Origin of the sequence: Acinetobacter sp. COS3 (genome assembly GCF_000475335.1) — a bacterium.
Taxonomy (GTDB): Bacteria; Pseudomonadota; Gammaproteobacteria; order Pseudomonadales; family Moraxellaceae; genus Acinetobacter; species Acinetobacter venetianus.
The window spans coordinates 37,641-61,213 of the sequence record NZ_AXCD01000008.1; the positions used below are offsets into that span (position 1 = coordinate 37,641).

General features: G+C 38.8%; 21 protein-coding genes. 5 read left to right on the plus strand and 16 right to left on the minus strand.

From position 1 onward, the window contains the following. Positions 1-94: 94 nt before the first annotated feature. A complete protein-coding gene (locus tag IO68_RS21765) occupies positions 95-955 on the minus strand; it encodes a helix-turn-helix domain-containing protein (RefSeq protein ID WP_023012923.1) in 861 nt (286 codons plus the stop codon). A 178-nt stretch (positions 956-1,133) separates the two neighbouring features. On the opposite strand from IO68_RS21765, the gene IO68_RS21770 reads away from it, so the two are divergent. Continuing rightward, positions 1,134-2,039, plus strand: a complete 906-nt coding sequence (locus IO68_RS21770; protein ID WP_023012924.1) for a DMT family transporter — start codon at positions 1,134-1,136, stop codon at positions 2,037-2,039. A 74-nt stretch (positions 2,040-2,113) separates the two neighbouring features. On the opposite strand, the gene pta is transcribed toward IO68_RS21770, so the two are convergent. The 3 genes from pta to IO68_RS21785 all read right to left on the minus strand — a co-directional run bounded on the left by pta (position 2,114) and on the right by IO68_RS21785 (position 7,028). Beyond that, on the minus strand, positions 2,114-4,249 hold the full coding sequence (gene pta / locus IO68_RS21775) for a phosphate acetyltransferase (RefSeq protein WP_023012925.1): 2,136 nt from the start codon (positions 4,247-4,249) through the stop codon (positions 2,114-2,116). A 32-nt stretch (positions 4,250-4,281) separates the two neighbouring features. Beyond that, positions 4,282-5,463, minus strand: a complete 1,182-nt coding sequence (locus tag IO68_RS21780) for an acetate/propionate family kinase (protein WP_023012926.1) — start codon at positions 5,461-5,463, stop codon at positions 4,282-4,284. Between the two features lie 299 nt (positions 5,464-5,762). Further along, entirely contained in the window at positions 5,763-7,028 is a 1,266-nt protein-coding gene (locus IO68_RS21785) for a glutamate-5-semialdehyde dehydrogenase (protein ID WP_023012927.1), read from the minus strand. A gap of 354 nt (positions 7,029-7,382) precedes the next feature. Between IO68_RS21785 and IO68_RS21790 the strand changes: the two genes are divergently transcribed. Beyond that, a complete protein-coding gene (locus IO68_RS21790) occupies positions 7,383-8,696 on the plus strand; it encodes an alpha/beta fold hydrolase (RefSeq protein ID WP_023012928.1) in 1,314 nt (437 codons plus the stop codon). Positions 8,697-8,740: 44 nt separating this feature from the next. Here IO68_RS21790 and IO68_RS21795 read toward each other — a convergent pair whose 3' ends face one another. Together IO68_RS21795 and nagZ are read right to left on the minus strand one after the other, a co-directional pair. Then, positions 8,741-9,586, minus strand: coding sequence for a class I SAM-dependent methyltransferase (locus IO68_RS21795; protein ID WP_023012929.1), 846 nt, complete (start codon positions 9,584-9,586; stop codon positions 8,741-8,743). A gap of 288 nt (positions 9,587-9,874) precedes the next feature. Beyond that, positions 9,875-10,894 carry a beta-N-acetylhexosaminidase gene (nagZ, locus tag IO68_RS21800; protein WP_004877497.1) on the minus strand — a complete coding sequence of 340 codons (1,020 nt, stop codon included), beginning with the start codon at positions 10,892-10,894 and terminating at the stop codon, positions 9,875-9,877. A 236-nt stretch (positions 10,895-11,130) separates the two neighbouring features. Between nagZ and IO68_RS21805 the strand changes: the two genes are divergently transcribed. Next, positions 11,131-13,314: a carboxy terminal-processing peptidase gene (locus IO68_RS21805; RefSeq protein WP_023012930.1), complete on the plus strand. Its 2,184-nt coding sequence runs from the start codon at positions 11,131-11,133 to the stop codon at positions 13,312-13,314. A gap of 47 nt (positions 13,315-13,361) precedes the next feature. Here IO68_RS21805 and IO68_RS21810 read toward each other — a convergent pair whose 3' ends face one another. From IO68_RS21810 to IO68_RS33985, 6 genes are all read right to left on the minus strand, one after another. Then, positions 13,362-13,817, minus strand: a complete 456-nt coding sequence (locus tag IO68_RS21810) for a DUF2147 domain-containing protein (RefSeq protein WP_004877494.1) — start codon at positions 13,815-13,817, stop codon at positions 13,362-13,364. 235 nt (positions 13,818-14,052) lie between these two features. After that, positions 14,053-14,496 carry a DUF2147 domain-containing protein gene (locus tag IO68_RS21815; RefSeq protein ID WP_023012931.1) on the minus strand — a complete coding sequence of 148 codons (444 nt, stop codon included), beginning with the start codon at positions 14,494-14,496 and terminating at the stop codon, positions 14,053-14,055. A gap of 87 nt (positions 14,497-14,583) precedes the next feature. Continuing rightward, positions 14,584-15,252, minus strand: a complete 669-nt coding sequence (locus IO68_RS21820) for an LrgB family protein (RefSeq protein ID WP_004877491.1) — start codon at positions 15,250-15,252, stop codon at positions 14,584-14,586. A gap of 12 nt (positions 15,253-15,264) precedes the next feature. Then, positions 15,265-15,627: a hypothetical protein gene (locus IO68_RS21825; RefSeq protein ID WP_019385373.1), complete on the minus strand. Its 363-nt coding sequence runs from the start codon at positions 15,625-15,627 to the stop codon at positions 15,265-15,267. Positions 15,628-15,718: 91 nt separating this feature from the next. Then, on the minus strand, positions 15,719-17,059 hold the full coding sequence (hflX, locus tag IO68_RS21830; protein ID WP_019385372.1) for a ribosome rescue GTPase HflX: 1,341 nt from the start codon (positions 17,057-17,059) through the stop codon (positions 15,719-15,721). A gap of 74 nt (positions 17,060-17,133) precedes the next feature. Further along, positions 17,134-17,274 (minus strand): hypothetical protein, encoded by a 141-nt coding sequence (locus tag IO68_RS33985; RefSeq protein ID WP_004877488.1) that lies wholly within the window; start codon positions 17,272-17,274, stop codon positions 17,134-17,136. 330 nt (positions 17,275-17,604) lie between these two features. On the opposite strand from IO68_RS33985, the gene IO68_RS21835 reads away from it, so the two are divergent. Beyond that, positions 17,605-18,426, plus strand: a complete 822-nt coding sequence (locus tag IO68_RS21835; protein WP_004877487.1) for a lysophospholipid acyltransferase family protein — start codon at positions 17,605-17,607, stop codon at positions 18,424-18,426. Here IO68_RS21835 and IO68_RS21840 read toward each other — a convergent pair. Next, positions 18,419-19,981 (minus strand): phospholipase D family protein, encoded by a 1,563-nt coding sequence (locus IO68_RS21840; RefSeq protein ID WP_017196799.1) that lies wholly within the window; start codon positions 19,979-19,981, stop codon positions 18,419-18,421. The two genes, IO68_RS21835 and IO68_RS21840, sit on opposite strands and share 8 nt — an antisense overlap. A gap of 168 nt (positions 19,982-20,149) precedes the next feature. Between IO68_RS21840 and IO68_RS21845 the strand changes: the two genes are divergently transcribed. Continuing rightward, positions 20,150-21,160, plus strand: a complete 1,011-nt coding sequence (locus IO68_RS21845) for a metallophosphoesterase (protein ID WP_023012932.1) — start codon at positions 20,150-20,152, stop codon at positions 21,158-21,160. Between the two features lie 44 nt (positions 21,161-21,204). Here the strand turns inward: IO68_RS21845 and IO68_RS21850 are convergent, their stop codons facing one another. Genes IO68_RS21850 through IO68_RS21860 form a run of 3 tightly spaced genes read right to left on the minus strand, consistent with a single transcriptional unit; the run spans position 21,205 to position 23,395 of the window. After that, the gene (locus IO68_RS21850) at positions 21,205-21,684 is read right to left on the minus strand and encodes an OmpA family protein (protein WP_023012933.1); all 480 of its coding nucleotides are present in this window, start codon (positions 21,682-21,684) and stop codon (positions 21,205-21,207) included. Between the two features lie 8 nt (positions 21,685-21,692). Next, positions 21,693-22,916 carry a diguanylate cyclase domain-containing protein gene (locus IO68_RS21855; protein WP_023012934.1) on the minus strand — a complete coding sequence of 408 codons (1,224 nt, stop codon included), beginning with the start codon at positions 22,914-22,916 and terminating at the stop codon, positions 21,693-21,695. A 5-nt stretch (positions 22,917-22,921) separates the two neighbouring features. After that, positions 22,922-23,395 (minus strand): YfiR family protein, encoded by a 474-nt coding sequence (locus IO68_RS21860; RefSeq protein WP_004877477.1) that lies wholly within the window; start codon positions 23,393-23,395, stop codon positions 22,922-22,924. Positions 23,396-23,573: the final 178 nt, after the last annotated feature.

Below are 23,573 nucleotides of genomic sequence, written 5' to 3' on the forward strand. Positions count from 1 at the left end.
ATTGTGGGAGTTTTACCGAGTATTTGGCAAAAGGTCTAAGAGGAATGATCAAATGGCTTTTATAAGAATTTACTCAAATGATTGAAGGGGAAAATCATTTCTTTCTCATTTGCGATGGAGAGTAGCCAAAATGCTTTTTAAAACGATGACTAAAATGACTACTCGAACTAAATCCATACTGAGTCGAGATATTCGTCAGATTTTCATGGGTCAATTCTAATGCTCGATGTGCCAGTTCTAGTCGACGTTGCATGACATATTGATGAGGTGGCATTTTCATTGACTGTTTAAACATACGAGCAAAATGATATTCACTCAATGCTGTTTGTTGAGCGAGATCAGATAAAGTCAAGCTTAGGTGTAAGTGTTGATCAACCCATTCTAATAATTGCTTTAATACATAGGGTGATAATCCACCTTTAACTTCAGGTGTCGTCCATTGTGTATGGCTATAATTTTTAATTAAGTGATTGAGTAATAGCGTTGTTGCGGTACTCATTTGCAAATGATTTTCACGATTTTGCCAAGCACCATTGAGTAAAAAATGTCGATAAAGCGTAGAAATTTGCGGGTCAGCCACAAAAATCTGTGGATTTAGGACGATTTGGCTGGGTTCTCTATCCCAAACCTGTTCGGCAATCCTTCTTAGGTGTTGTTCTGTGTAGTAAAGATGCACAAAAGTAAGCTGATCTCTGAGATCCCATGTCGACTCGAAATCTTGCGGCATCAGACACATACGATCTGGGCCACCGCCATTGTGCCAACCATGCTCAGTCTTTTGATAGCTCTGATAGCCACCCTGGATATACATGCTTAAAGTGTGATGATTACTGCAAACGCTGACACGATCTTGGTTATTTTGCCACATCGCGAGTTGCATACCCGAACCCAGTTCTACTGAGTCGAGCAACTGAGCTTTATATTGTTGTAATTGATCTAGAATCTGATATTTCATCTTCTACACACTGCGCAAGTATCGTGATTAGTGTAGGACTTTCTATTGATATTGTCACCAATACGAAAGCGGAGAAAGAAAATCGCAATTTGATGATAATCACCACAAGATCATGCAAGCATAAAAAGAGAGAAGTTAGACAAAATAGTGATCTCTATGATTGAGTTTGGTTTTAGAAATGAATGCGTTGTTATATGCCTTGGTTGTGGTGATCTGGGGAACGACATGGATTGCAATTACGGTACAGCAACAAAGTGGTATAGCAGCAAATGTTGCTGTGTTCTGGCGTTTTTTTATATCCGCATTAGTGTTATTTGTTTTTATTTGCTTAACTCGGAAATTACAGAAATTGACGGTTAAAGACCATCTGTTTTGTATGTTGCAAGCGAGTTGCATTTTTGGTTTTAACTTTGTTTGTTTTTATTATGCGGTGCAATATATCAGTAGCGGTTTAGAAGCTGTCATTTTTTCAATGGCTGTTATTTTTAATACCATTAATGCAAAACTCTTTTTCTCTCAGCAAATTTCTACACGATTTTATCCTGCAGCGTTGTTGGGATTATTTGGAATTGTGGCTTTGTTTTGGCATGACGTGGTTGGGACGACCTTAAATAGTCATACGCTGATGGGTATCGGACTTTGTGTAGTAGGTACTTATGGTTTTTCTTTAGGAAATATGATCAGTACGAGACATCAAAAGCATGGGTTAGATATTTTCACAACCAATGCATATGCCATGTTCTATGGTTCTGTATTAATGGCATTCATTTCGTTATTAAAACAGGATGACTTTTTCCTAAGTATGCCTGTGAGTTCTGTGAGTGCATTATTGTATTTAGCAATTTTTGGTTCAGTGATTGGCTTTACTGCTTATTTTTATTTGGTAGGACGAATTGGGGCAGGCAAGGCTGCGTATAGTACTTTACTATTTCCACTCGTGGCATTGCTCATTTCTACAGTTTGGGAAGGTTATCAATGGCAGATCAATGCCGTGATTGGAGTAATTCTGATTTTATGCGGTAACGCGATTTTCTTTGTAAAAGGACCGCAGTTGAAGTTATTCAGAATGTCAAAGGAAGTATGAGAAATACGATGATGTAAAAAGACCATCTATTTAAATATATCAAATAGATGGTCTTTGGCTGTCAGAACAATATGTTAGTCTTGTTGTTTTGCCTGAATCGCAGTTAATGCGATGGTAAATACAATATCATCAACCAACGCACCACGAGACAAATCATTCACAGGCTTGTTTAGGCCTTGCAGCATTGGACCGACACTCACGACATTGGCAGCACGTTGCACCGCCTTATAGGTCGTATTGCCTGTATTGAGATCAGGGAAGATAAAGACGTTGGCACGACCAGCAACTTTTGAATCTGGTGCTTTTTGACGACCTACGCTCTCAACTGAAGCCGCATCATATTGCAAAGGACCATCGATCAATAAATCTGGTCGACGTTGTTGCGCAATTTTGGTTGCTTCGGCAACTTTTTCAACATCCGCACCTGTCCCAGACGTGCCTGTTGAATAGCTGATCATGGCAATACGTGGGTCTAAACCAAATGCTTTTGCAGAGTCTGCTGATTGAATCGCAATTTCAGCAAGTTGTTCTGCATTTGGATCAGGATTAATTGCACAGTCACCATACACATAAACTTCATCTGGCAGCAGCATGAAGAAAATAGACGAGACGAGTGAATAGTTCGGCGCAGTTTTAATAAGCTGGAATGCTGGGCGAACAGTATTTGCTGTTGTGTGAATCGCACCTGATACCAAACCATCAACCTGATCAAGCGCAAGCATCATCGTACCAAGTACCACTGTATCTTGAAGTTGTGCTTTGGCTTGTAAGGCATCGAGTTTGCCTTTACGTAACTCCACCATTGGTTCGATATATTGATCACGGATACTGTCTGGATCAATGATTTCTAAGTCATCGGGTAGTTGAATACCACGCGCTTTTGCAACTTCTGCTACAGATTCTGGTTTAGCAAGCAAAATACATTGTGCAATACCACGCGTTTGACAAATCACCGCTGCTTGAACGGTACGAGGTTCATCACCTTCAGGTAAAACAATACGTTTTTTCGCTGAAATTGACTTTTGAACCAGTTCATAACGGAAAGCAGAAGGCGACAAACGTGGATGTAAATTATTTTGCGTGTGCTGGTCAAGCCATTGATTATCAATATGGCTAGATACAAAACGGGTCACTTGTTCTGCACGCTCAGTATCATCAACTGGAATTTCATTACCAAAGTGATGTAAGCGCTGCGCCGTTTCTAAGGTGTCTAAAGACGTATGCAAAATCGGTAGACCTTGCTTAATGGCACTTTGACAGAATTCTAAGACATTGTCTGCTGGCGCAGCTTGTTCCGTTAAAACTAGGCCTGCGAGCGGAATACCGTTACTACTTGCAAGGCTTGCTGCAAGTAGCGTATCGGTACGCTGAGACGCACTAATAATCAGCTCACCTGCAACAAATTTATGTAGTTCAGATTCAATATCCGATGCAACCAAACTGGTATGTAAAATACGACGTTGTTTGGCTTCACCTTCATGTAACCATGTCCCGTTGACCAGTGGGGCAATATCCAAGCTTCTTGGGACGCTTAAAATATTGCTAAATGGAACGAGTCCAATAATTGGAAGCTCATTGGTGCCCATGAAGCGATTGTAACGTTTTAACTCAACTGAAAACTCAGCGATTTGTTTTTCTAAACGTAAACTTGGATCAAGGGTGACTGGGATTTCAGCAGTACCATCAGGAAGCCCTTTGGTTCGCATGAACAGTACGCCTGTAGTACGAGCAGACGCAGCACCACCAAATTGACGGAGATGTGCATCAACTTTTTCGGCTGTTTTGCGTGGATCAGCTAGATCTGCGGTGCTGACAAGCACAACTTGCGCATCAAGTGCTTGAGCCAGCGCCGCATTGATTTCGCTTGCAAAATGATCTTGTCCATTTGGAACTAGACCTTCCACAATAATCACATCATGATGTGCGGAAATTCTACGATGAAGTGCAACAGCTTCTTCAAGTAATTCGTCTGTTTCACCTAATGAAATTAATTGCGTTAGTTTTTCATAGGTAATTGGTTCAACAGATTGATGTTGGAATAAATGGCTATATAGCGTTGTTGTGCGATCAACCGTTGTATCTGCAATTTGAGAAAATGGTTTTAGAAACCCCGCATTAATACCTTTACAGTCCAATGCATAAATCATACCTAAGCAAGCTGATGTTAAACCAACACCTTCGCCTGTAGGAATTAATAAAATAGTGTTCATAATGACCTTAATTTTTATCTAAATTTTTTGAACTAAGCTAAAACAGTTTGCTCAACCACTTGACGTGTTTCTTTGGCAATACGACCTTCTTCGTCCGTAGGCACCACCCAAATCTGAGGGCCTTGACCTGCATCAATACGGCCTTCAGTACCGCGAGGGAGCGCATCGTTTTTCTCTTTACTGAATTGCAAGCCAAAGTGAGATAAGTAACCTAAAGTTTTTTCACGGACATACGCTGAGTTTTCACCAATTCCACCAGTAAATACCAAGCCATCTAAACGAGGTAAACCACAGCTAAGCGCTGAGAGTGATTTTGCTAAACGATAGCAGAATACTTCGATTGCAAGTGTCGCTCCTTCATGTCCATCGTTTGAAGCATCAACTAAAGTACGCATATCGTTTGATAACCCAGAAAGACCAAGCAAGCCACTTTCTTTATTGAGCATATTGTCAATTTTTTGAATATCCCAGCCCAAGTTACTTGCCAAGAACAGATGTAAACTTGGATCTACATCACCGCTACGTGTGCCCATAACCACACCTTCAAGTGGTGTCATTCCCATTGATGTATCAATACTTTGACCATTCCAAACCGCACAAGTCGAACTACCGTTACCTAAATGTGCACTTAACCAACCGCCTTGATTTTTTGCTCCTGCAAGCTCACTTGCACGCTCTGTTACATAAGCGTGGCTTGTACCGTGGAAGCCATAGCGACGAACGTGATGCTCTGTATATAAATTTTGTGGTAATGCATAACGATATGCACGTTCAGGCATAGTTTGATGGAATGCAGTATCAAATACAGCAACTTGCGGTAATTCAGGGAACAAACGCATGGTTGCTTCGATACCCACCAAATGTGCAGGATTATGTAATGGAGCTAAAGGTGTTGCAGCTTCAATACGTTTCACGATTTCAGGCGTTAAAAGCTCTGCTTTGGTGAGGTTGCCACCATGAACTACACGATGACCAATTGCTTGCGGATTATAATTTGCTAGGCGAGCTAAAAGTGTTTCAAGTGCTTTTGCATGGTCTGCATGTGGAATCGAAAGCTCTAAGGGTTCACCACCAACGGTCACACCTTTGATTCGTGCATCAGCAGAGCCTAAGTTTTCTGCCAAGCCATAAATACGATCTTCACGACGCTCAGAAATTAGCGCGTATTTGATTGAAGATGAACCACAGTTAATTACAAGTACAGATTTAGCCACGTTTTGAACACCTAACAGATTTTAAATTTTATGACGAACACTTTGATCTTGCTGCAACGCAAAAGGCAGTGGAATCAAGCGCAATGTTTTAACATGGGTTGTTGTATTGGTGAAAATAGACTTTAGCCTATACAACTGATTTATAATTGAATCTCATTAATTATAGGTTGCAAATCATAATTTCTTTTGAGTGATGTGTTTATTTTGCACGTATTTTTTGTATGAAATTATGTAAAAACACGATAAAGATCAAGTTGATGAGCTTTATCGTGTGGAATATTTAAAACAACAAAAATAAATTATTGGCGAATTTGACCATCACCAAAAACAATCCATTTTTGTGAGGTTAAACCTTCTAAACCAACAGGTCCGCGTGCATGAATTTTATCGGTTGAAATTCCAATTTCAGCACCTAAACCATACTCAAAGCCATCAGCGAAGCGGGTTGAGGCATTGATCATGACTGAGCTTGAGTCAACACGTGCGAGGAACTCGCGTGCTAGACTAAAGTTTTCAGTTACGATGGCATCTGTGTGATGAGAACCATATTTGTTGATATGCTCAATAGCTTCATCCATGCCGCTGACGACTTTGATCGCCAAGATCGGGCCTAGATATTCGGTATACCAATCTTCTTCAGTCGCCGTTTTAACTGAATCACCTAAAATCTGTTGTGTTTCCGCACAACCACGAAGCTCAACTTGTTTTTCAGCATAAAGTTCAGCAATACTCGGTAAGAAATCATCTGCAATTGCTTCATCGACTAACAATGTTTCCATCGCATTACACACACCATAACGATGTGTTTTAGCATTTAGTGCGATAGGCAATGCTTTTTGAAGATCCGCTTGTGCTTCGACAAAAACGTGGCAATTTCCGTCTAAGTGTTTAATCACTGGAATACGCGCTTCATTGGTAATACGTTCAATCAAGCTTTTGCCACCACGAGGTACGATCACATCAACATATTCAGTCATGGTAATCAAATGACCAACAGCAGCACGATCAGGTGTATCGATTACTTGCACGGCATACTCAGGTAATCCTGCAACTTGTAAACCGTGTTGAATCGCTGTTGCAATGGCTTTATTTGATTCAAGTGCTTCTGAACCACCGCGTAAAATGATGGCATTACCTGACTTTAAAGCAAGTGACGCTGCTTCTAATGTCACGTTTGGTCTTGATTCATAAATCATACCAATGACACCTAAAGGCACACGCATTTTACCAAGTTGAATACCTGATGGACGGTAAGCAAGATCCGTGATTTCACCAATTGGATCAACCAAGGCGATCACATCTTTAAGACCTTGTAACATGCCTTTAAAGCGAGCAGGGGTCAACTCTAAACGGTCGAGTAAAGCGTTGTCTAATTGGCGTTGGCGACCATTTTCCATATCGATTTGATTGGCTGCTAAAATTTGTGCTTGATTATTTTCCAAAGCAGTATAAATTGCAGACAATGCATGATTTTTCAAATGAGTCGATGCGCTAGTCAAAACACGAGACGCTTTACGCGCTTGGATACCGACCTGCTGCATATAATTTTGAATAGATTCTTGCATAGCATTTTGATGATTGCATGTATTTATAAAGATAGTAACAGTCAAATGCGGAACAATGAATAGTTTGAACCGACAATTCAAAAAATTATAAATTGTTAAATTGCTCAAACCTTTTGATTTAAATGCGATGGAGATATTGAATAAATCGCTGAGACTACATATTTTGCAAAAGATTATTGCTTTAAACAAGATAAGTGGTTAAGGAAATGATTGCGTATAAAACGCGCATTTGTATAGAATGAAAATGTATAGGATAAATGTAATACAAATTTTATAAATTTGTTAACTAGCAAGTAGAAATCGCTAAAAATGAGACTCTTGCTGCAAAAAAATAATCAAGGATGGAGGAAGGATATGAATTCCATTATCCAAATGGACTCGGATTTAAATCATACCTTCACGGGTTTTGGTTTTTTCGACATATACAATAAAAACAGTTTTAAACAACCAGCACGTACGACATGGATAGATGGTTGGAAAATTGAATATATGGCAATTGCAGATCCTAAAACGATCTACAACACGCCAATTGTAATTGTCGGGGGCGCATTTCAAAATTTTAACTCTTATAAGTATTGTGTTGAGCAACTCTTTGAGAGTGGACCCGTGATTTTAATTGACTTACCTTCAATGGGAGCTAATCAACAAATTCGTAATGTTGATACAGGTGAGTCAGCTGGAATTCTAGAACTACCCGATTTATCTAAAATGTTAGGTCAGTGGCTTGATATCGTTGGAATTGAAAAAGTTTCAGTGATGGGGATGTCATTAGGCTCAGTGGTTGCATCTTCTTTTGCTCACCAACGTCCAGAACTGATTGATCGTATGGTGTTAATGGGGGTTATGCAAAAGACCCGTAAGAGTTGGCGTATGCTGCTTGAAGAGTCTCTGCATTTAATGCGTGAAGACCGCATGGAGGAGTTTGGTCAAGCTGTAATTTTGTATCTCGTAAATCATGCGAAGCTAGACAAAACGCGGATGTCACCAACAGCAAAACGTTTGTTCTTCAGACAAATGGCTGAGTTTACTGCGACTGAGCGAGAGCGTTATGAGATTAATTGCAATCGTTTACTGCGTTTAAGTGATGTGCCAGTGCCACAATGTAAAACATTGGTCGCGGCTGGTCAGTACGATAGTTTTACTTTGCCACATGAAAATGCTGATTTCGCTTTGCAATGCCAAGATATGCAGTTTGCTTTAATTGCCAATGCAGATCATGTACCGCAACTGCAACGCCGTAAAGAAACCATGAATTTATTCACCTCATTCTTAAAAGGAGAATCCATCAATAACCTTGATGGCATTATTCCTATGACGCGTGAAGAAATGAAGAACATCGAGCGTCGTGGTGAAGAGCGTATCCCTGTTTTGCAGCCTGAAACGAAATTATCTCATCGCCATTCAGACATTGAAGCTGGTGTAAAAATTGTAGATATCACTTTCTTCGGTGTGTTTTTAAAACTTGATAATCTTGAACAACTTGACTTTGTTCGTCAGCATCCGCGTGATTTAGCATTACATTTGGTTGATGAAGAAGGTGAGTTTAAAATTGAGTGCTTAACCTTTGATGCTACTGAGCAAGGGCTTCGTATTCTCTTCAAACACGGTAGTTTTGATGTGGCAGACCGTTTGACTCGTTTTATTGCACGCCAAAAACCTGCTGAATAATCGTGATAAATAAAAAAGGTGGGATAACCCACCTTTTTTAATGTCTATTTATTATTGCTCGCTTTTATAGTCCAGACGAGATCACCTAAATGCTGCTGATTGTTTTCTAGGATCTGCTGCTCGAAAAACTGTTTTGGTTGTTGGATCACAACTTGTTTAAAACCTGCTTCATAAAAGAAACTTTCAACTTCGGCAGGTGTTTTAAAGTGAAAACTAAACGCGCTACGAGACATCCATTTAAGTAGACGACTGCTGTTCCAAATAATGGTAGCGAGTTTATTTTGCGTCGGTTCTGGATAGAGATCAGTTAAATAATGTAGTTCTTTAAAGTCTTGACCATAAGTCACAATCGATTTAATCAGTTGTTGTAATAAAGGCTTTTCAAAATAATTGATAAGCCCTTCACTGATAATAACAAGCGGACGTTTTGGATCAAATACTTCAAATGCCGTAGCGAATGCTTCTGTGAATAAATCAACGGAAAGGACATCATCAACTTTACTTTCAATTTGTTGCAGGGCGGCTTGTTTGGTTGCAGCCATATCAGGTAAATCAAGCTCGCGATAGGTAATATTTGGATAATGTTGTCTAAACCACCAACCACGCGGTGACAAGCCACATGCAATTTCGAGTACTTGGATATCAGGATACTGCTGAATTAATTCTTGTAAGTCATGATCAAGCATCGTATGACGTTGTTTAAGCGTGGTGCGCATGCTGCCACCAACATATTTTTCAGCCCAACTTTCAATTGGATGTACAAGTGCTGCTAGTGTTTTGCCTTTGGCAGTTGCTAAAGCTGGATGTGAAATCCCCATTTGATACCAAATATAGCCGGTGTAGTGTGCAGTAAATGAAATATGGCGATGTTTTGAAAGTTGTTGTGTCATCTGTCCTAGACTCTATTTTCCTAATTTGGATATATAAAATTAATCTCTTTTTAACGTTGAGATTTTGCTACCAAATCCGATTTTAGGTTTGTTATTTACTATCGTAGAGCGGCATGGATGCCGCTGTTGGGCTGGGGTTACAAGGATGTACCCTCAGCCTAACAAAGGATTTTTGCTTATTTTTCATCCCTGAAAAGTAAGTCGAGCCGAAGGCAAACTTATTCAATCAGATCAGCACTCGGCAAGATTCCATTATCTTAATAAAACAATGGGAAAATCTAAGTAAAGTTAGAACGAATTCTTAAATTCTTCAATGACTTTTCTGACGTTATTCCAGTTTTCATCTAACACGAGTGTTGTTCCCACGTCGATATTTGGAATTTTGCCACGCATACGCTCTAAACGTTGCTGATTTGGTAAAGCCAACGCTTGAATTCCGTCTAATGCAATACATGCAGCTGCGCGATCATTACACACCAAGCCCATATCACAACCTGCATTTAAGGCAGCTTGAATACGTGCATCAGCGCCACCAGCAACACAAGCTGCTTGCATACTTAAATCATCAGAGAATAAAACCCCATCAAATTTAAGTTGTTGGCGTAAGACATTTTGTAACCAAAATGGAGAGAAGCCAGCTGGGTTTGGATCAACTTGATCATAGATCACATGAGCTGGCATCAAGGCATCGAGTTGAGGCATTAATTGAATGAAACTTTGCATATCTTTGTCGTAGATTTCTTGATATGAGCGGCTATCAATCGCGGCAGCAATGTGAGAGTCCGCTTTCACTGAACCATGCCCAGGGAAATGTTTGCCTGTCGTTGCCATGCCTGCTTTTTTCATACCACGCATAAAAGCATCTGCCAGTGGGATGATGTCTTGTATATTTTTAGCAAAACCACGATCACCAATTACATCACTAACATCATTGAGATCTAAGACTGGAGCGAAACTAAAATCGATACCAACCGCGAGAACTTCTGTTGCCATTAACCAACCGCATTGTTCTGATAGTTCAATGGCTTGTTCAGGATGATGTAAGTAATGTTCCCCAAGTCTTCCCATTGCAGGAAGTAGGGTGAAACCTTGTCTTAAGCGTTGTACACGACCACCTTCTTGATCGACCGCGATCAGAATATCAGGACGGACTTGACGCATATGATCCGTAAGTGCTCGAACTTGTTGTGGTGATTCAATATTTCGTGCAAATAAAATCATTCCGCCGACTTGCGGAGCTTGTAATAGTTCAATATCTTCTTGAGTAAGTTCTGTGCCAGCAATATCCAGCATCAATGCGCCGATCATATGGATTCCGTTTGAATTTTGATGAAAAAAACGATAGCTAAATTGTGCAATGATTTGCTACATTTTGTCAGTACAGAATATGATAAAACTAGATGATATTGATGATAAGTGCTTATTGGTCATTTATTTATGAAGATTGATAAGTTCTACATGTTGCAAAACTATCGAATGAATTATGTTCATATGATGATAGCAGCATGTAATAATTGCCAGATCCAAGGAAGTACCAGAATTTTATGAAACTTCAAATGATAGCGTGTGCAGTTGCAATTGCGACTGGTGGTTTATTTTTTTCTCATACAATCAATGAGGCTTTTGCAGCAACTGAAACGCCAATCGTTTCAAGCGTAATCAAACCATCGCAAGAGCAAGCTTTGGTCGCGCGCCAGCTAGCAACCTTGGTCGATCGTCAGCATTATTTAAATATGCGTTTGGATGCGACAACTTCAAATCGTATTTTAGATATGTATCTCGATAGCCTTGATCCAGATCACTCATTATTTTTAAGCAGTGAAGTTGAAGACTATAAGAATAAATATGGTTCAAATTTTGGTAGCGCCTTAAAAGCAGGGAACCTGACAGGGCCATATGCAATTCATGCTCAATATCGTGACCGTTTGAAACAGTTTTATGAATTCATGTTAGCAGAATTAAAAAAGCCACAGAACTTGAATCAAAAAGATGTGTATTTAGATATTGATCGTGAAAAAGCGGCATATTTTAAAACCTCTGCCGAGCAACAAGCACACTGGCAGAAAATGCTGGTTTCACAATTAATCAATCTCACGATCAGCAAAGAAGAGGAGCAAGCGAAACAAAAAGCCTTAAAAGCTAACCCTTCGCTTGCCAATGGACAAGATTTGACGGGTCCAGAAGATTTAACCCCAGTTCAGACTTTGAAGAAACGTTACACGCGACAATTAGAGCGTATTGGTCGTGTCAAAAGTGATGATGTGTTAGATAAAACACTCAATGCAATGTTAGCGACTTACGATCCACATAGTAATTATTATCCGCCGATTGATGCGATGGAGTTGAATCGTCAAACCACTTTACAGTTAGAAGGCATCGGTGTTTCGATTCGTCCAGAACGTGGTAATGAAGATTACACTAAGATTGAAACCATCGTAGAAGGCGGGCCAGCAAGTAAATCAGGTCAAGTGAAATCAGGAGATCGCATTATTGGGGTTGCTCAAGATGGCGAAAAAATGGTGGATGTGATTGGTTGGCCTAGCTCCGAAATCGTTGGTTTGATCCGTGGTAAGCGTGGTACGAAAGTAGTGGTTCGTTTGTTGGGCGCTGGCGCATCGATGAGCCAAGCACGTAATGTCACTTTAACGCGTGACATCATTCAAGAAGAAGATGCAGGTGTTCGCTCTCGTACCGTTGAAATTACTCGCGACGGTAAAAAACATAAGTTTGGGGTGATTGAAATTCCATCTTTCTATTTTGACTACCGTTCACGCCGTGCTGGTACTGAATATCGCTCAGTCTCTGAAGATACAGCAAAAGCATTTGAGTCATTAAAAACTCAAAAAGTTGAAGGCATTATGGTCGACTTACGTAATGACCCAGGTGGTTCATTAGAAGAAGTTGCCCGTATGCTTGGTCAGGTGATCAAGTCAGGTCCTGTTGTCCAAATCCGTGATGGCAATGGTAATGTCAATGTCTTTGAAGATACTGATGGCGGTGAGCAAATTTATGCAGGGCCAATGGCGGTACTTGTGAATTTAGCTTCAGCTTCAGCGAGTGAAATTTATTCTGCAGCGATTCAGGATTATGAGCGCGGTATTATCATTGGTAGCACAACTACGGGTAAAGGAACGGCACAAGTCCAATTAGATTCTTTAGCTCATGGTCAAGCAACATTGACACAACGTAAATTCTACCGTGTAACAGGTGGCAGTACGCAGAATAAAGGGGTCGTTCCAGACATCAAATTGGTAGATATTTACAATGAGGAGTTTGGTGAGCGTAAGGCGAAGAATGCATTGAAATGGGATACGATTCCAACTGCACCATTCAAGCGTGAAGGTTCAATACAGCCTTATGTTACTAAATTATCTGAGCTTTCTCAGCAGCGTGTAGCGCTTGATCCACAGTTTAAATATTTAGAACAACGTAAAGCTATTTCTCAGAAAACTTCTGAGCAGAAAAAAGTTGTACTAGATATTGATCAACGCAGAGCTGAATTGATTGACTTGGAAAAACAGACTTTAGCAGCTGAAAACCAGCGTCGCAAAGAAACAGGGCAAGCACCGTATGCGAACTGGGAAAGCTATCAAGCATCTATTGATGCATTGGTTGAATCTCGTGCCAAAATGAAAGCACACCTTCGTCCACCACTACCAGAGGAAGAAACTTTCATTAATGAAGCTGCAAATGTGCTTCTAGATTATTCAAAGTTGCAAGGTCGCTAAAAATTAAGTGATAAAAAAGCCCTGAATATTCAGGGCTTTTTTATTGATTATTCAGTTTTATTGTTGACTCGAATCCATATTTGGCTGCGTCCTAATACAGAAACGCCGACATAGCCACGTAAATGTAAACGCTGTCCATTCGAGCTCAGTTTTGTTGTGAGGCTATACATGCGACCACTGTTAGGATCTAAGATTTTGCCACCAGTATATGTTAAATCTTTTTTGTGCTTGAGTTTGGTAATAACGTTTAAACCTAAGATTGGTTTATTGGTATAGGGTGCAGGACAACCCGTACAGAATTCTTTTGGCGTATATCCTGTGCGAGGCGTGATTTTTGTAACCTTGCCCGTATAGGTGCCATCTGCATTTTGAGTAATTTCAACTTGCCCTTTAGGTGCACCCGTAAGGTCATCTACACTTTGCCAAGTTCCTGTAATATCTTGTGCAAATGTGAGATGGCTTAGCCCCATGAATAAAAATAGTGTAATGAGTTTTGTATACATATTTAAGCCGCTCAGCCTATATTCTTGTCCCTCTATTATTTCGGATTTCTAATAATAGATTCAATCTTTATTTTACAATTGTGCATTTTTATTAATTATTGAAATTTCAATAATTTTCAGGCTAAAAAGTAGAAAAGCTTTCTCAAAGATTGTTAGACAATGAGAAAGCTTTTTGTATAAACCGTGATCGAAAGTGATCTAAGAGAAGATGGTAGATGCTTTATCTATCTGAGTTTTATTCAGTACGAATCCAGATTTGATTGCGTCCTAAAGCCGATACACCAAGATAACCACGTAGATGCAATCGTTTGCCATTTGAACTTAATTTTGCTTTCATGCTGTAAACTTTGCCTGTATTCGGATCAAGAATACGACCATTGCTATAATTAAGTCCTTCACTGTGCTTCAGACCTGTAACAACATCTAAGCCTAAGATTGGTTTATTGGTATAAGGTGCTGGACAGTCTACACATATTTCCTTTGGAGTATAGCCTGCACGAGGGGTGATCTTTACGATTTTACCTGCATAACTACCATTCGTCTCTTTACGAATTTCGATTAACGCTTTAGGTGCCCCAGTTTTGTCATCAATACTTTGCCAAGTCCCCGTGATGTCTTCTGCGAAAGAAAAGCTACTGATTGCAGATAAGAGTAATGCACCTATAAGTTGTTTGCCCATCATTAAAAATCCTTTTAACGTTTGAAATCCCATTATGTCGGATTTTTGACAATTAGTTCAATCTTAATGTGATATTTGTGGCAAATTTTAAGATAAAGACAGTATAAATGTTGGTAACCAGATCGCTGTAAATACACCATTTACTGCCATGCCAAACGCTGCGTAACGACCAGTCACAGGGCCACGTTGCCATGCTTGCGCTGTTCCGATGGCATGAGCTGCGAGACCTAAAGCAAGACCAGATGCACGTTCATCATGAATGTGTTTTAAAATCCAAGGAGAGAAGGCCGCACCAATTACACCAGATAAAATGACAATCAATGTCACCATCATCAAGGGCGCATGTAATAGGGTAGCGATGTTCAGTGCGATAGGTGTCGTAACTGCACGTGTAGCAAATGCCATGATTGTAGGTTCAGACATATGTAATAAATATGCCAAGCCCATTGGCAATGCGACCGCACTGATACTTGCAAAGCATAAAATTCCGATCATAGATTTAATCGGTAAATCATCATAGCGCATTGCAGCTAAAGGAATAGCTAAGGCAACTGTGACATAGCCTAATAAATGATTAAAGATATCATTTACGTTCTTCATGTAATGCTCATAAGGAACGCCTAAAATGGCCAATAAAGCAATGACGATAAACATTGCAAACACGATTAAAGGAATTTGCGGGAATTTTTTATTGAGTGGTTTCGAGATCAGATAGCTAACCAAGGTGATCATAAAGCCATAAATAATCATAAACATATTTAGCGACTCCTATAACCAACGCTTTGCCATTTTGGCGTAAATCCAAAGAGGGAGTAAGGTACTTAACGTAAGTATAAATAAGAAAACGGGGATCTCTTTGCCTAAGTGAACCAACATAATCAAAGAACCTGCACAGATGGGTAAAAATGCAAATGCGCTTTCTTTCATGATTTTATTATTAGTATCAATCAAGCGATTCGAAATCTTTCTAAATCGTCTCCAGATTAATAACGTTGCAAGCAAACTCATCAAACCGACGAGATTGCCGAGTTCTGGATGATTAAATACTTTAGTGATTGCGACGGCACCTTCACGAAATACGACAATCAATAAAATCGTATAAAACCAAGCTGTCCAATCAATATCTTTCATGTTGTCTCTTACTCATTTATCTGAACAATGGACGATTACCATTATGATGATGTCATTCTTTTCTTAAGATGCTACCACGGAAAGAGAAATTTTATTGATCTTTCACGTATTCAAACTCTTCTAGTGGTCGTTTGAATAAAGCGGCTTTCTCTCCAAGAATTTCATCTAATGGTAAGTGAGCTTGTCTGATGATTTGTTCCAATTTCTGTGGTGCTATACAAACCGATAAGTGCAAATCACCTTGCTCATCATAATGCTCAGATTGAATTACATTCAGTGTATAGAGTTGCGTGCGTAGTTTACCGTATGCAGGTTTCAAGACTAAATTAAAGTGTTGTAATTGTCCTAATAAGCACTGTTGGACAGCCTGACTTAATAAGGTTAAACCTTCACCAGAGTGTGCGGATACATAAACTCGATCAGGAAAATCAGGAGATTTATAAATGATTTTTGCACTATCTCCACTTTGATCAATTTTATTATAAACATGCAAAATGGGTGCATCCGCTCCAATCTCTTTGAGCACAGACTCGACAGCTTCTATTTGTTCAAGCATATTGGGGCTGCTACTATCCACGACATGCAATAGTAAGGTAGCTTCCAAGGTTTCTTCTAGTGTTGCTTTGAAAGATTCAACCAAATCATGTTGTAGGTTGCGGACGAAACCTACGGTATCTGCTAATACAACTGTACCAATCCCATCCCAATCTAAACGACGTAAGGTTGGATCTAAGGTTGCAAAGAGTTGATCTGCTGCATATACATCACTTTTCGCAAGAATATTAAAAAGTGTAGATTTCCCAGCATTGGTGTATCCAACGAGAGAAATAGTTGGAATTGCTGCTTTTTGACGAGCAGCTCGACCTTGTAAGCGTGTTTGTTGAACCTTGATTAACTTTTCTTTGAGTTGTGTGATACGAACACGAATCAGTCGACGGTCAGTTTCCAATTGTGACTCACCTGGACCACGCAGCCCAATCCCACCTTTTTGTTGTTCTAAGTTCCCAGTAAAGCCTCGGATTAAACGTGTTGATAGATGTTTAAGTTGCGCGAGTTCGACTTGTAATTTACCTTCGTGTGTACGCGCGCGTAAGGCGAAAATATCAAGAATCAATCCTGTACGATCGATGACACGACACTTCAGTATTCTTTCTAAATTACGTTCTTGGGCGGGACTTAAGGAGTGATCAAAAATAACCAACTCAGCTTCAAGTTCCTGTACTAGTTCTGCAATTTCATCGACTTTCCCTGAGCCAATAAAAAACTTAGGATCAGGTTTATTTCTTTGTACAGAAATATGTTGCAGGATTTCAGCGCCAGCAGATTGAGCGAGCAATCGAAACTCTTCAGCATCAAGATCATCGAGGAGTTGAACAGAAACACTGACTAAAATTGCCCGTTCGCCACCTTGATGCTGCTCAAAATATTCCACGCTGCTGTCATATCCTAGGTATTAAAGTCCTATTTTAGAATAAACTTTAACGAAAGGGCAAAGACTTACTCGATTTATATGACATTACGACGAATTAGCTCAATGAATCCGATTAGCGTCCCCATATATAAAATAGCCCAGCCTAAAAACATTTTTAAAGCATAACCATAAGAGATGGTATTTTCGACTTCAGTGGCGGTGCTGTTGGTGTGCATAGTAGGACTCTTTTGATCTGTTATTTCGATTGATTTATATTATTTGATCTAATTGTTGATTTGAAATTGAAAAAAATCATGCTCACGTTCGTTTTTTATTATCAAGATAACTTTTATAAGTGGATATTGGCATGATATAACTTGCTTAACTCAAAGCGTATATACCGAGATTTTTTGGTAATTTATCTGTGTATAACGTGAGGATTGATTAATTAAAAGTAGCGGAATTATATAGTCTGCACCTTGTATCATCCAAAGATGCTTGTGCCTTTTGATATTCATGTCACAAGTTTCTATGACGGGTGAAAACCCAATGGTTTTAATGATTTTATGACTCAAGAAACAACTGCAGTAGATAGTGCACCATTAAATTTATTTTCAAAATTTAGTTTATATAGTCGAAAATTAGCCTCTGGTTTAGAGACCATTGGTGAAGGCTTTTATCTTATTTATCGTCATGGTTTATATAAAGATCCAAATAATCCTGTAAATACGCGCTATGTGCAGTATTTCTGTCGTCGTCTATGCGAAGTCTTCAATATCGAAGTACAGGTACATGGCACGATTCCGCGTGAACCTGCACTTTGGGTGAGCAATCATATTTCATGGCTTGATGTTGCTGTACTTGGTTCTGGTGCACGTATTTTCTTTTTGGCTAAAGCAGAAGTAGAAAAATGGCCAATTCTAGGAAATCTAGCGAAAGGTGGTGGTACGCTTTTCATTAAGCGAGGTTCAGGGGATTCGATTCGAATTCGTGAACAAATTACTGAGTTTTTAAAACAAGACATTCCAGTACTATTTTTCCCTGAAGCAACGACCACAGATGGTCATAAGGTTAAAAAAGTACATGGTCGATTATTAGGTGCTGCGATTGAAGCGCAGCGACCCGTTCAGATTTGTGTGATTTGCTATGTCAATCAACATGGCGAACTTGATATGGTTGCACCTTTTATCGGTGAAATGTCTTTTGCGGAGCATGTGCAACGTGTTTTAGAAATGCCGAAAGTCACTGCACATTTAATGACATTACCTGCTATTCCTGTAGAAGGACATACAGTTGATACCTTAACCAAAGAAGTTGATCGCCAAATGCGTGCGGGACTTTTAGAGTTACAACAAAAGGTTTTAAACACCCCACCTGATGCTACATAAAACCTTCGATAGGTAGCCAAGACAAAACTTTAACCCCAGCTTTTTGCCACCATTTCATCCGAGGTTCTTTTGTGTAAACAACAGGACCTTGAGGTGTTTGGCGTTGCCATGTGATTTTCTTATTCGCATTTAGAACAAGTTTATAGGCGTATTTACTAAGATTTTGATCCATAGTTGCGTGCACAGCTTGAGCCAAAGGTGGGCTATCAAGTAAAACACCAATTTCAGTATTTAAATAAGCTGAACGTGGATCAAAATTAAATGACCCGATAAAAACTTGCTTTTCATCCAGTGCCATTAGCTTTGCATGTAAACTTGATCGGCTAAGACCTTTAATATTAACTTTGGCTTTTTTGGCTAAATCTTCAGTATGTTTGTCGAGGTCATCTTTATCTAAGGCAGGTAAGAATTCATAAAGTTGAACGCCTTGCTCTAAAAGCTCCTTTCGATATTTACCATAGAAAGCATGTACCACAGCAACGTCATTGGCTTTAAAAGAGTTGGTTAAAACTCTAACCTTCACACCATCTTGGGCTAGATCGCCTAAGATTTTTGCCCCTTTTTTTTCGGGAACAAAATAAGCTGAAATAAGATCAATATTTTTCTCAGGCTGTTCTAAATGATTGATCAGTTGGAAATTAAGATGTTCTTGTTTTTTTGCTTTAGATTTGATTTTATCGGGTGAGTCTTTAACAACTTCCGCTTTAACCCAATCTAATGAAATGTCTCGATTGATCAATGCATCGATTGATTGCGAACGATCAGTTAAATCCAAATAGTTTTGTACAGTGACTTTTTTATAGTGATCATCAAGCTGTTGTTTTAAACTTTCATAGCTGAGACGATGAGATTTTGGATTAACAATTTCACGAACATCATAGGCATATTCATGATTCCAATAATCATCAAAAGACTTGGAAATGTCATTTACCGCCGTTCCAAACAGCATGACATCAACATCTGAAAATTGATAATTATCACTAACGTTATAGTATTGATTCGTCATATTACGACCACCGATCAGTGCAACCTGATGATCTGCAATAAAACTTTTATTATGCATACGTCGATTAATACGTTTTAAATCTAAAACCATATCGATTGCGCGGTATTTGCGAAAGCGATAAGGGTTGAATAATTTGACTTCAATATTAGGATGTTGAGCTAAAGCTAAAAAAATACCTTCGGTATGTTTTGCATTATTGTCATCAATTAAAAGTCGTACTTTCACACCACGGTCAGCCGCACCAATCAATGCATGTAGTGCAAGTGCTCCAACTTTATCGTTATCCCAAATATAGTATTGAAGATCTAAAGTTTTCTCAGCTTTATCAATTAAACGCAAACGAGCAGCCAAAGCCTCCAAGGGCTCATATAAAACATGATAGCCTGTCAGGTTTGGATGTTGTTGCTGTAAAGGTTGAATTACTTGCGCTAAAGTTGTATCAGCAGTGTTGATCTGTAAGGTGGGCTGTGATGTTGGTTCAATTGTGTGCTTTGGTAGCGTACTACAGCCCGTCACCGTGATCGCAATACTGCAATAAATCGCAAGCATACTTTTATTGTAAGTAGTTGTACTTATTTCTGTATGTTTGCTATTTATGCGAGAAAATTGCGTCATAATTGTTACTGATTAAAAGTTGGGCTTGAGTATAACATTTCATCTAAAAATATAAATATGAGATGCGATATCTGTCCCTAGATGAGGTTAATGAGATCTGTAATGCTTGATTCAGATACAACAGTTTTGATTTTCTATTCGATTTTCGCAGTTCTAGCACTCTGGGCATTTATACAGGCTTGGGTGCATCAGTCACGTACAGAGACAATTCATCCTTTTAAAGCTTTTGTGCACTTATTGGCTTTTTATCTCTCTTATTTACTTATTCCACTCTGGTTTTTTAGTTTATATGCAGGGTGGATTGGTTACTACAGCATACATCAAACTACGTTTGTATTTCTATTAAGTAGTCTTTTAATTTACGCCCGCTTTATTGAACCACATACGGTTCACGTCAAACATCATCAATATCGTTTGAATCCGCATCGTGAATTTAGCAAGCCTGTGAAAGTGGCTGTTGTGGCTGATATGCATGTTGGATTGTTTTCAGGACATGAGCGACAGTTAAAAACGATTGTGAGAAAGCTGAATCAGGAGAAACCTGATCTTGTGGTTGTGGCGGGGGATTGGACATACGAACCTGAGAATCGGTTAGTGCATGAGCTTGCAGTATTGAAACAGATTGAAGCTCCTGTTTATTCTGTACCAGGAAACCATGATGAGCAATATCCTGGACCACCGATTCAAGCGTTATTAAATGAAGCATTAAGCCAAAACGATGTCATTGATATCGAAGGCAAGATTGTTGATTTTGATGAGTTTCGTTTAGTGGGTATTGGTGACTTATGGGCAGGTAAGGCGAATATGCGTTTCTTACCAGAGCTGCCACAAGATAAACCGTGGCTGATTTTGTCACATAATCCAGATACAGTAGACATGGTTCCAGAGTTACCCATGCGTCCGTTAATGCTGTCAGGACATACACATGGCGGACAAATTGAATTACCGTGGATTACTAATTACATCATGAAGAAAGTTTCGATATTAGGGCATAAAAAAGGATTTTATATTCATGAACATGCAGATGTATTTGTCACGGTGGGTACAGGCATGGTTGGCGTTCCTTTTCGATTTAGAGTGCCCCCAACGATTGATATTATTGAGCTAAAATGAAAAAAGGCCAACTTTATTGTTGGCCTTTTTATTTATTAATCATTTTATGGAATGATAATCACAGCAACGCGACGGTTATTTGCACGATTCTCGTCACTTGTGTTTGGAACAAATGGTTGTTTAGAACCACGCCCAATTACAGTTAGATTATTTGGTTTAAACCCTTCATTAACAAAAATAGAAGCAACACTTTGAGCACGTTCTTCAGATAGTTTCTGATTGTATTCTGGATTACCAATATCATCAGTATGACCGACGATTTTTAATTTCTCTAAATCATATTTTTCTAGCTGTTTTGCTAGGCGCGTAATTTCCTTACCATGCTCTGGCTTAATATCTGATTTATTAAAGTCGAATAATAGGCGCTCTGGTAAACCAAGGCTCCAGCCCTCATTCGTTAAAACAAAGCCTTCTTTTTTTAACATTTTAACTTGACGGTACTTAAGTGGACCAAAACTCAAACATCCAGCCAATGTTAGGCAGAGTAACGCAATAAATGAAATTTTAATGGTATGAGTGCGCATAACATGTCCTAAATTTCTGGTTTATATAAAAACCAATGTGGGTTTAAATTCTTTGCTTTATACATTGCTTGATCGGCTTGCATTACCAAATCTTCTGGATTTTCTGCAAATTGGGAGAAAGCAATACCCAGACTAAAACCAAAATGAATAATTTCACCGTTAAAATTTAAAGGTTCTACGCTGCTTGCAAGTAGCCCCTCAGCAATAGCTTTCAAATGGTCAGCATGGTGAATTGCATGCAAAATAATTGCAAACTCATCTCCACCCAGTCGAGCAATAAAATCTTCCTGTCGAACAGATAACTTTAAACGCTGAGCCATTTCACGTAACACAGCATCTCCAGCTAAATGTCCAAACTGGTCATTAATAAGCTTAAACTTATTATTGTCGATGAATATTAACGCAGAATTGTGACGAAATAGAGGGTTTTCGAAAATATTGAGTAATTCTTCATAAAAATAATGCCGATTTGGCAGACTTGTTAGCTGATCATGGTGTGCTTGAAAAGAAAGCTGGCGATTTTCTTTTTGTAAGTTGTTATTCCAGATTTGAATTTCTTCTAATAATTCATTAAATACAGTATTTAAATTTTGGAACTCTTTAATATGATTATTTGGAAAGCGTAAATTATAAGCTTTTTGATCGCTGACTAATTGGGCAATATGCGTGAGTGGCTTAATTGCTTGCATAATCTGGCGATAAGTTAAATTTACCGACCATAATAATGCAATCACAATAAAGAACATGGAAATAGCTAAACCAATAATAATGGTCTTAAGAAAATGTAAAATATTTTCAGAACTACCATATAGAACAAGTTCTCCAACTTTTTTCTTATGGTGAACAATCATAAGTTTAACAGGATCATGCAAAAACCATTTGTCGAGTAAATCCTGTAAAAAAGAAGTGTTTGCAATCTTCTTTGTACTTTCTGCTAATAACTGTTGTTGCGGATCGTAGACGTGGATACTTCGAATTGCATGTTCTCTTGTGTAGTCATCCAAAATTTGATCAATCGCGCCTCTATCTTTAAAGACGACTGCTGGTTGAATACGCTCAAGCACAGTTTGACTCAGTAATTTAAGGTTCTGTTTTGCATAAGTTTCCATCGTAAACATGGAAATCGTGGCAAAAGTACATGAACAAATTACAAAGGTAATTGCGAAAATCGTAAATTGAGATTTACGGAATAATGCATGTAATGAAGTAGATTGATATAAATTTGAAATCACTTTAACTACTCCGTGTTCTTCGCCAAAATTAAGACGCGAGGGTCGATATGAACCTTGGAGTAACTCAAAGCATCTAAATTTACTTTAAAAGTAGAAAAGGTCTTTTTATTGTAAAGACAAAAAATACTTCCGATTTCACAAGTAGAGTTATTAGTACTTAATGATAATAAAAATCGAGAAGGGTAAGACTGAATTAAATTTTGTTGTTGCTGAGGCGATGTTGTGGAGAAATAAGCAACATGACATTGAGTCTTAGAAAACTCTTTGGCGCTCACTGCCTGTACTTGATAATCATAAGACAGTTCTTTCACACTTGCTTGAAATTGATTAGTCGCTTCTGGATTATCAATAACACAAATAGTTGGTCGTGTTGTATTAGGCCATTTACTATAACTTAATATTGTTAATGCCAACTCATAAAAACTATGGTTTGAAATGGCGTAACAAAGCCCACTCGTAGTTATGACAACTACAAGCATCAAAAGCTGCGCCGTTTTATGAACAAACCGTATTTTCAATCAAAAAAACCAAAAAATGTGAAGCAAGAGACATATTCTACTGGACTTAATTGTTTAAAAAAAGTTCTTAATCACATTGGAAGGCTATAAAAAATAACTAATCAGTTCAAAAAACATGCACTCGGCAATAAAAAATAAA

Bases quoted from the DNA above. Each gene is read 5' to 3' on its own strand.
- IO68_RS21765 (WP_023012923.1), bottom strand. From the start codon at position 955: ATGAAATATCAGATTCTAGATCAATTACAACAATATAAAGCTCAGTTG.
- IO68_RS21770 (WP_023012924.1), top strand. From the start codon at position 1,134: ATGAATGCGTTGTTATATGCCTTGGTTGTGGTGATCTGGGGAACGACA.
- pta (WP_023012925.1), bottom strand. From the start codon at position 4,249: ATGAACACTATTTTATTAATTCCTACAGGCGAAGGTGTTGGTTTAACA.
- IO68_RS21785 (WP_023012927.1), bottom strand. From the start codon at position 7,028: ATGCAAGAATCTATTCAAAATTATATGCAGCAGGTCGGTATCCAAGCG.
- IO68_RS21790 (WP_023012928.1), top strand. From the start codon at position 7,383: ATGAATTCCATTATCCAAATGGACTCGGATTTAAATCATACCTTCACG.
- IO68_RS21795 (WP_023012929.1), bottom strand. From the start codon at position 9,586: ATGACACAACAACTTTCAAAACATCGCCATATTTCATTTACTGCACAC.
- nagZ (WP_004877497.1), bottom strand. From the start codon at position 10,894: ATGATCGGCGCATTGATGCTGGATATTGCTGGCACAGAACTTACTCAA.
- IO68_RS21805 (WP_023012930.1), top strand. From the start codon at position 11,131: ATGAAACTTCAAATGATAGCGTGTGCAGTTGCAATTGCGACTGGTGGT.
- IO68_RS21810 (WP_004877494.1), bottom strand. From the start codon at position 13,817: ATGTATACAAAACTCATTACACTATTTTTATTCATGGGGCTAAGCCAT.
- IO68_RS21815 (WP_023012931.1), bottom strand. From the start codon at position 14,496: ATGGGCAAACAACTTATAGGTGCATTACTCTTATCTGCAATCAGTAGC.
- IO68_RS21820 (WP_004877491.1), bottom strand. From the start codon at position 15,252: ATGTTTATGATTATTTATGGCTTTATGATCACCTTGGTTAGCTATCTG.
- IO68_RS21825 (WP_019385373.1), bottom strand. From the start codon at position 15,627: ATGAAAGATATTGATTGGACAGCTTGGTTTTATACGATTTTATTGATT.
- IO68_RS33985 (WP_004877488.1), bottom strand. From the start codon at position 17,274: ATGCACACCAACAGCACCGCCACTGAAGTCGAAAATACCATCTCTTAT.
- IO68_RS21835 (WP_004877487.1), top strand. From the start codon at position 17,605: ATGACTCAAGAAACAACTGCAGTAGATAGTGCACCATTAAATTTATTT.
- IO68_RS21840 (WP_017196799.1), bottom strand. From the start codon at position 19,981: ATGCTTGCGATTTATTGCAGTATTGCGATCACGGTGACGGGCTGTAGT.
- IO68_RS21845 (WP_023012932.1), top strand. From the start codon at position 20,150: ATGCTTGATTCAGATACAACAGTTTTGATTTTCTATTCGATTTTCGCA.
- IO68_RS21850 (WP_023012933.1), bottom strand. From the start codon at position 21,684: ATGCGCACTCATACCATTAAAATTTCATTTATTGCGTTACTCTGCCTA.
- IO68_RS21860 (WP_004877477.1), bottom strand. From the start codon at position 23,395: ATGCTTGTAGTTGTCATAACTACGAGTGGGCTTTGTTACGCCATTTCA.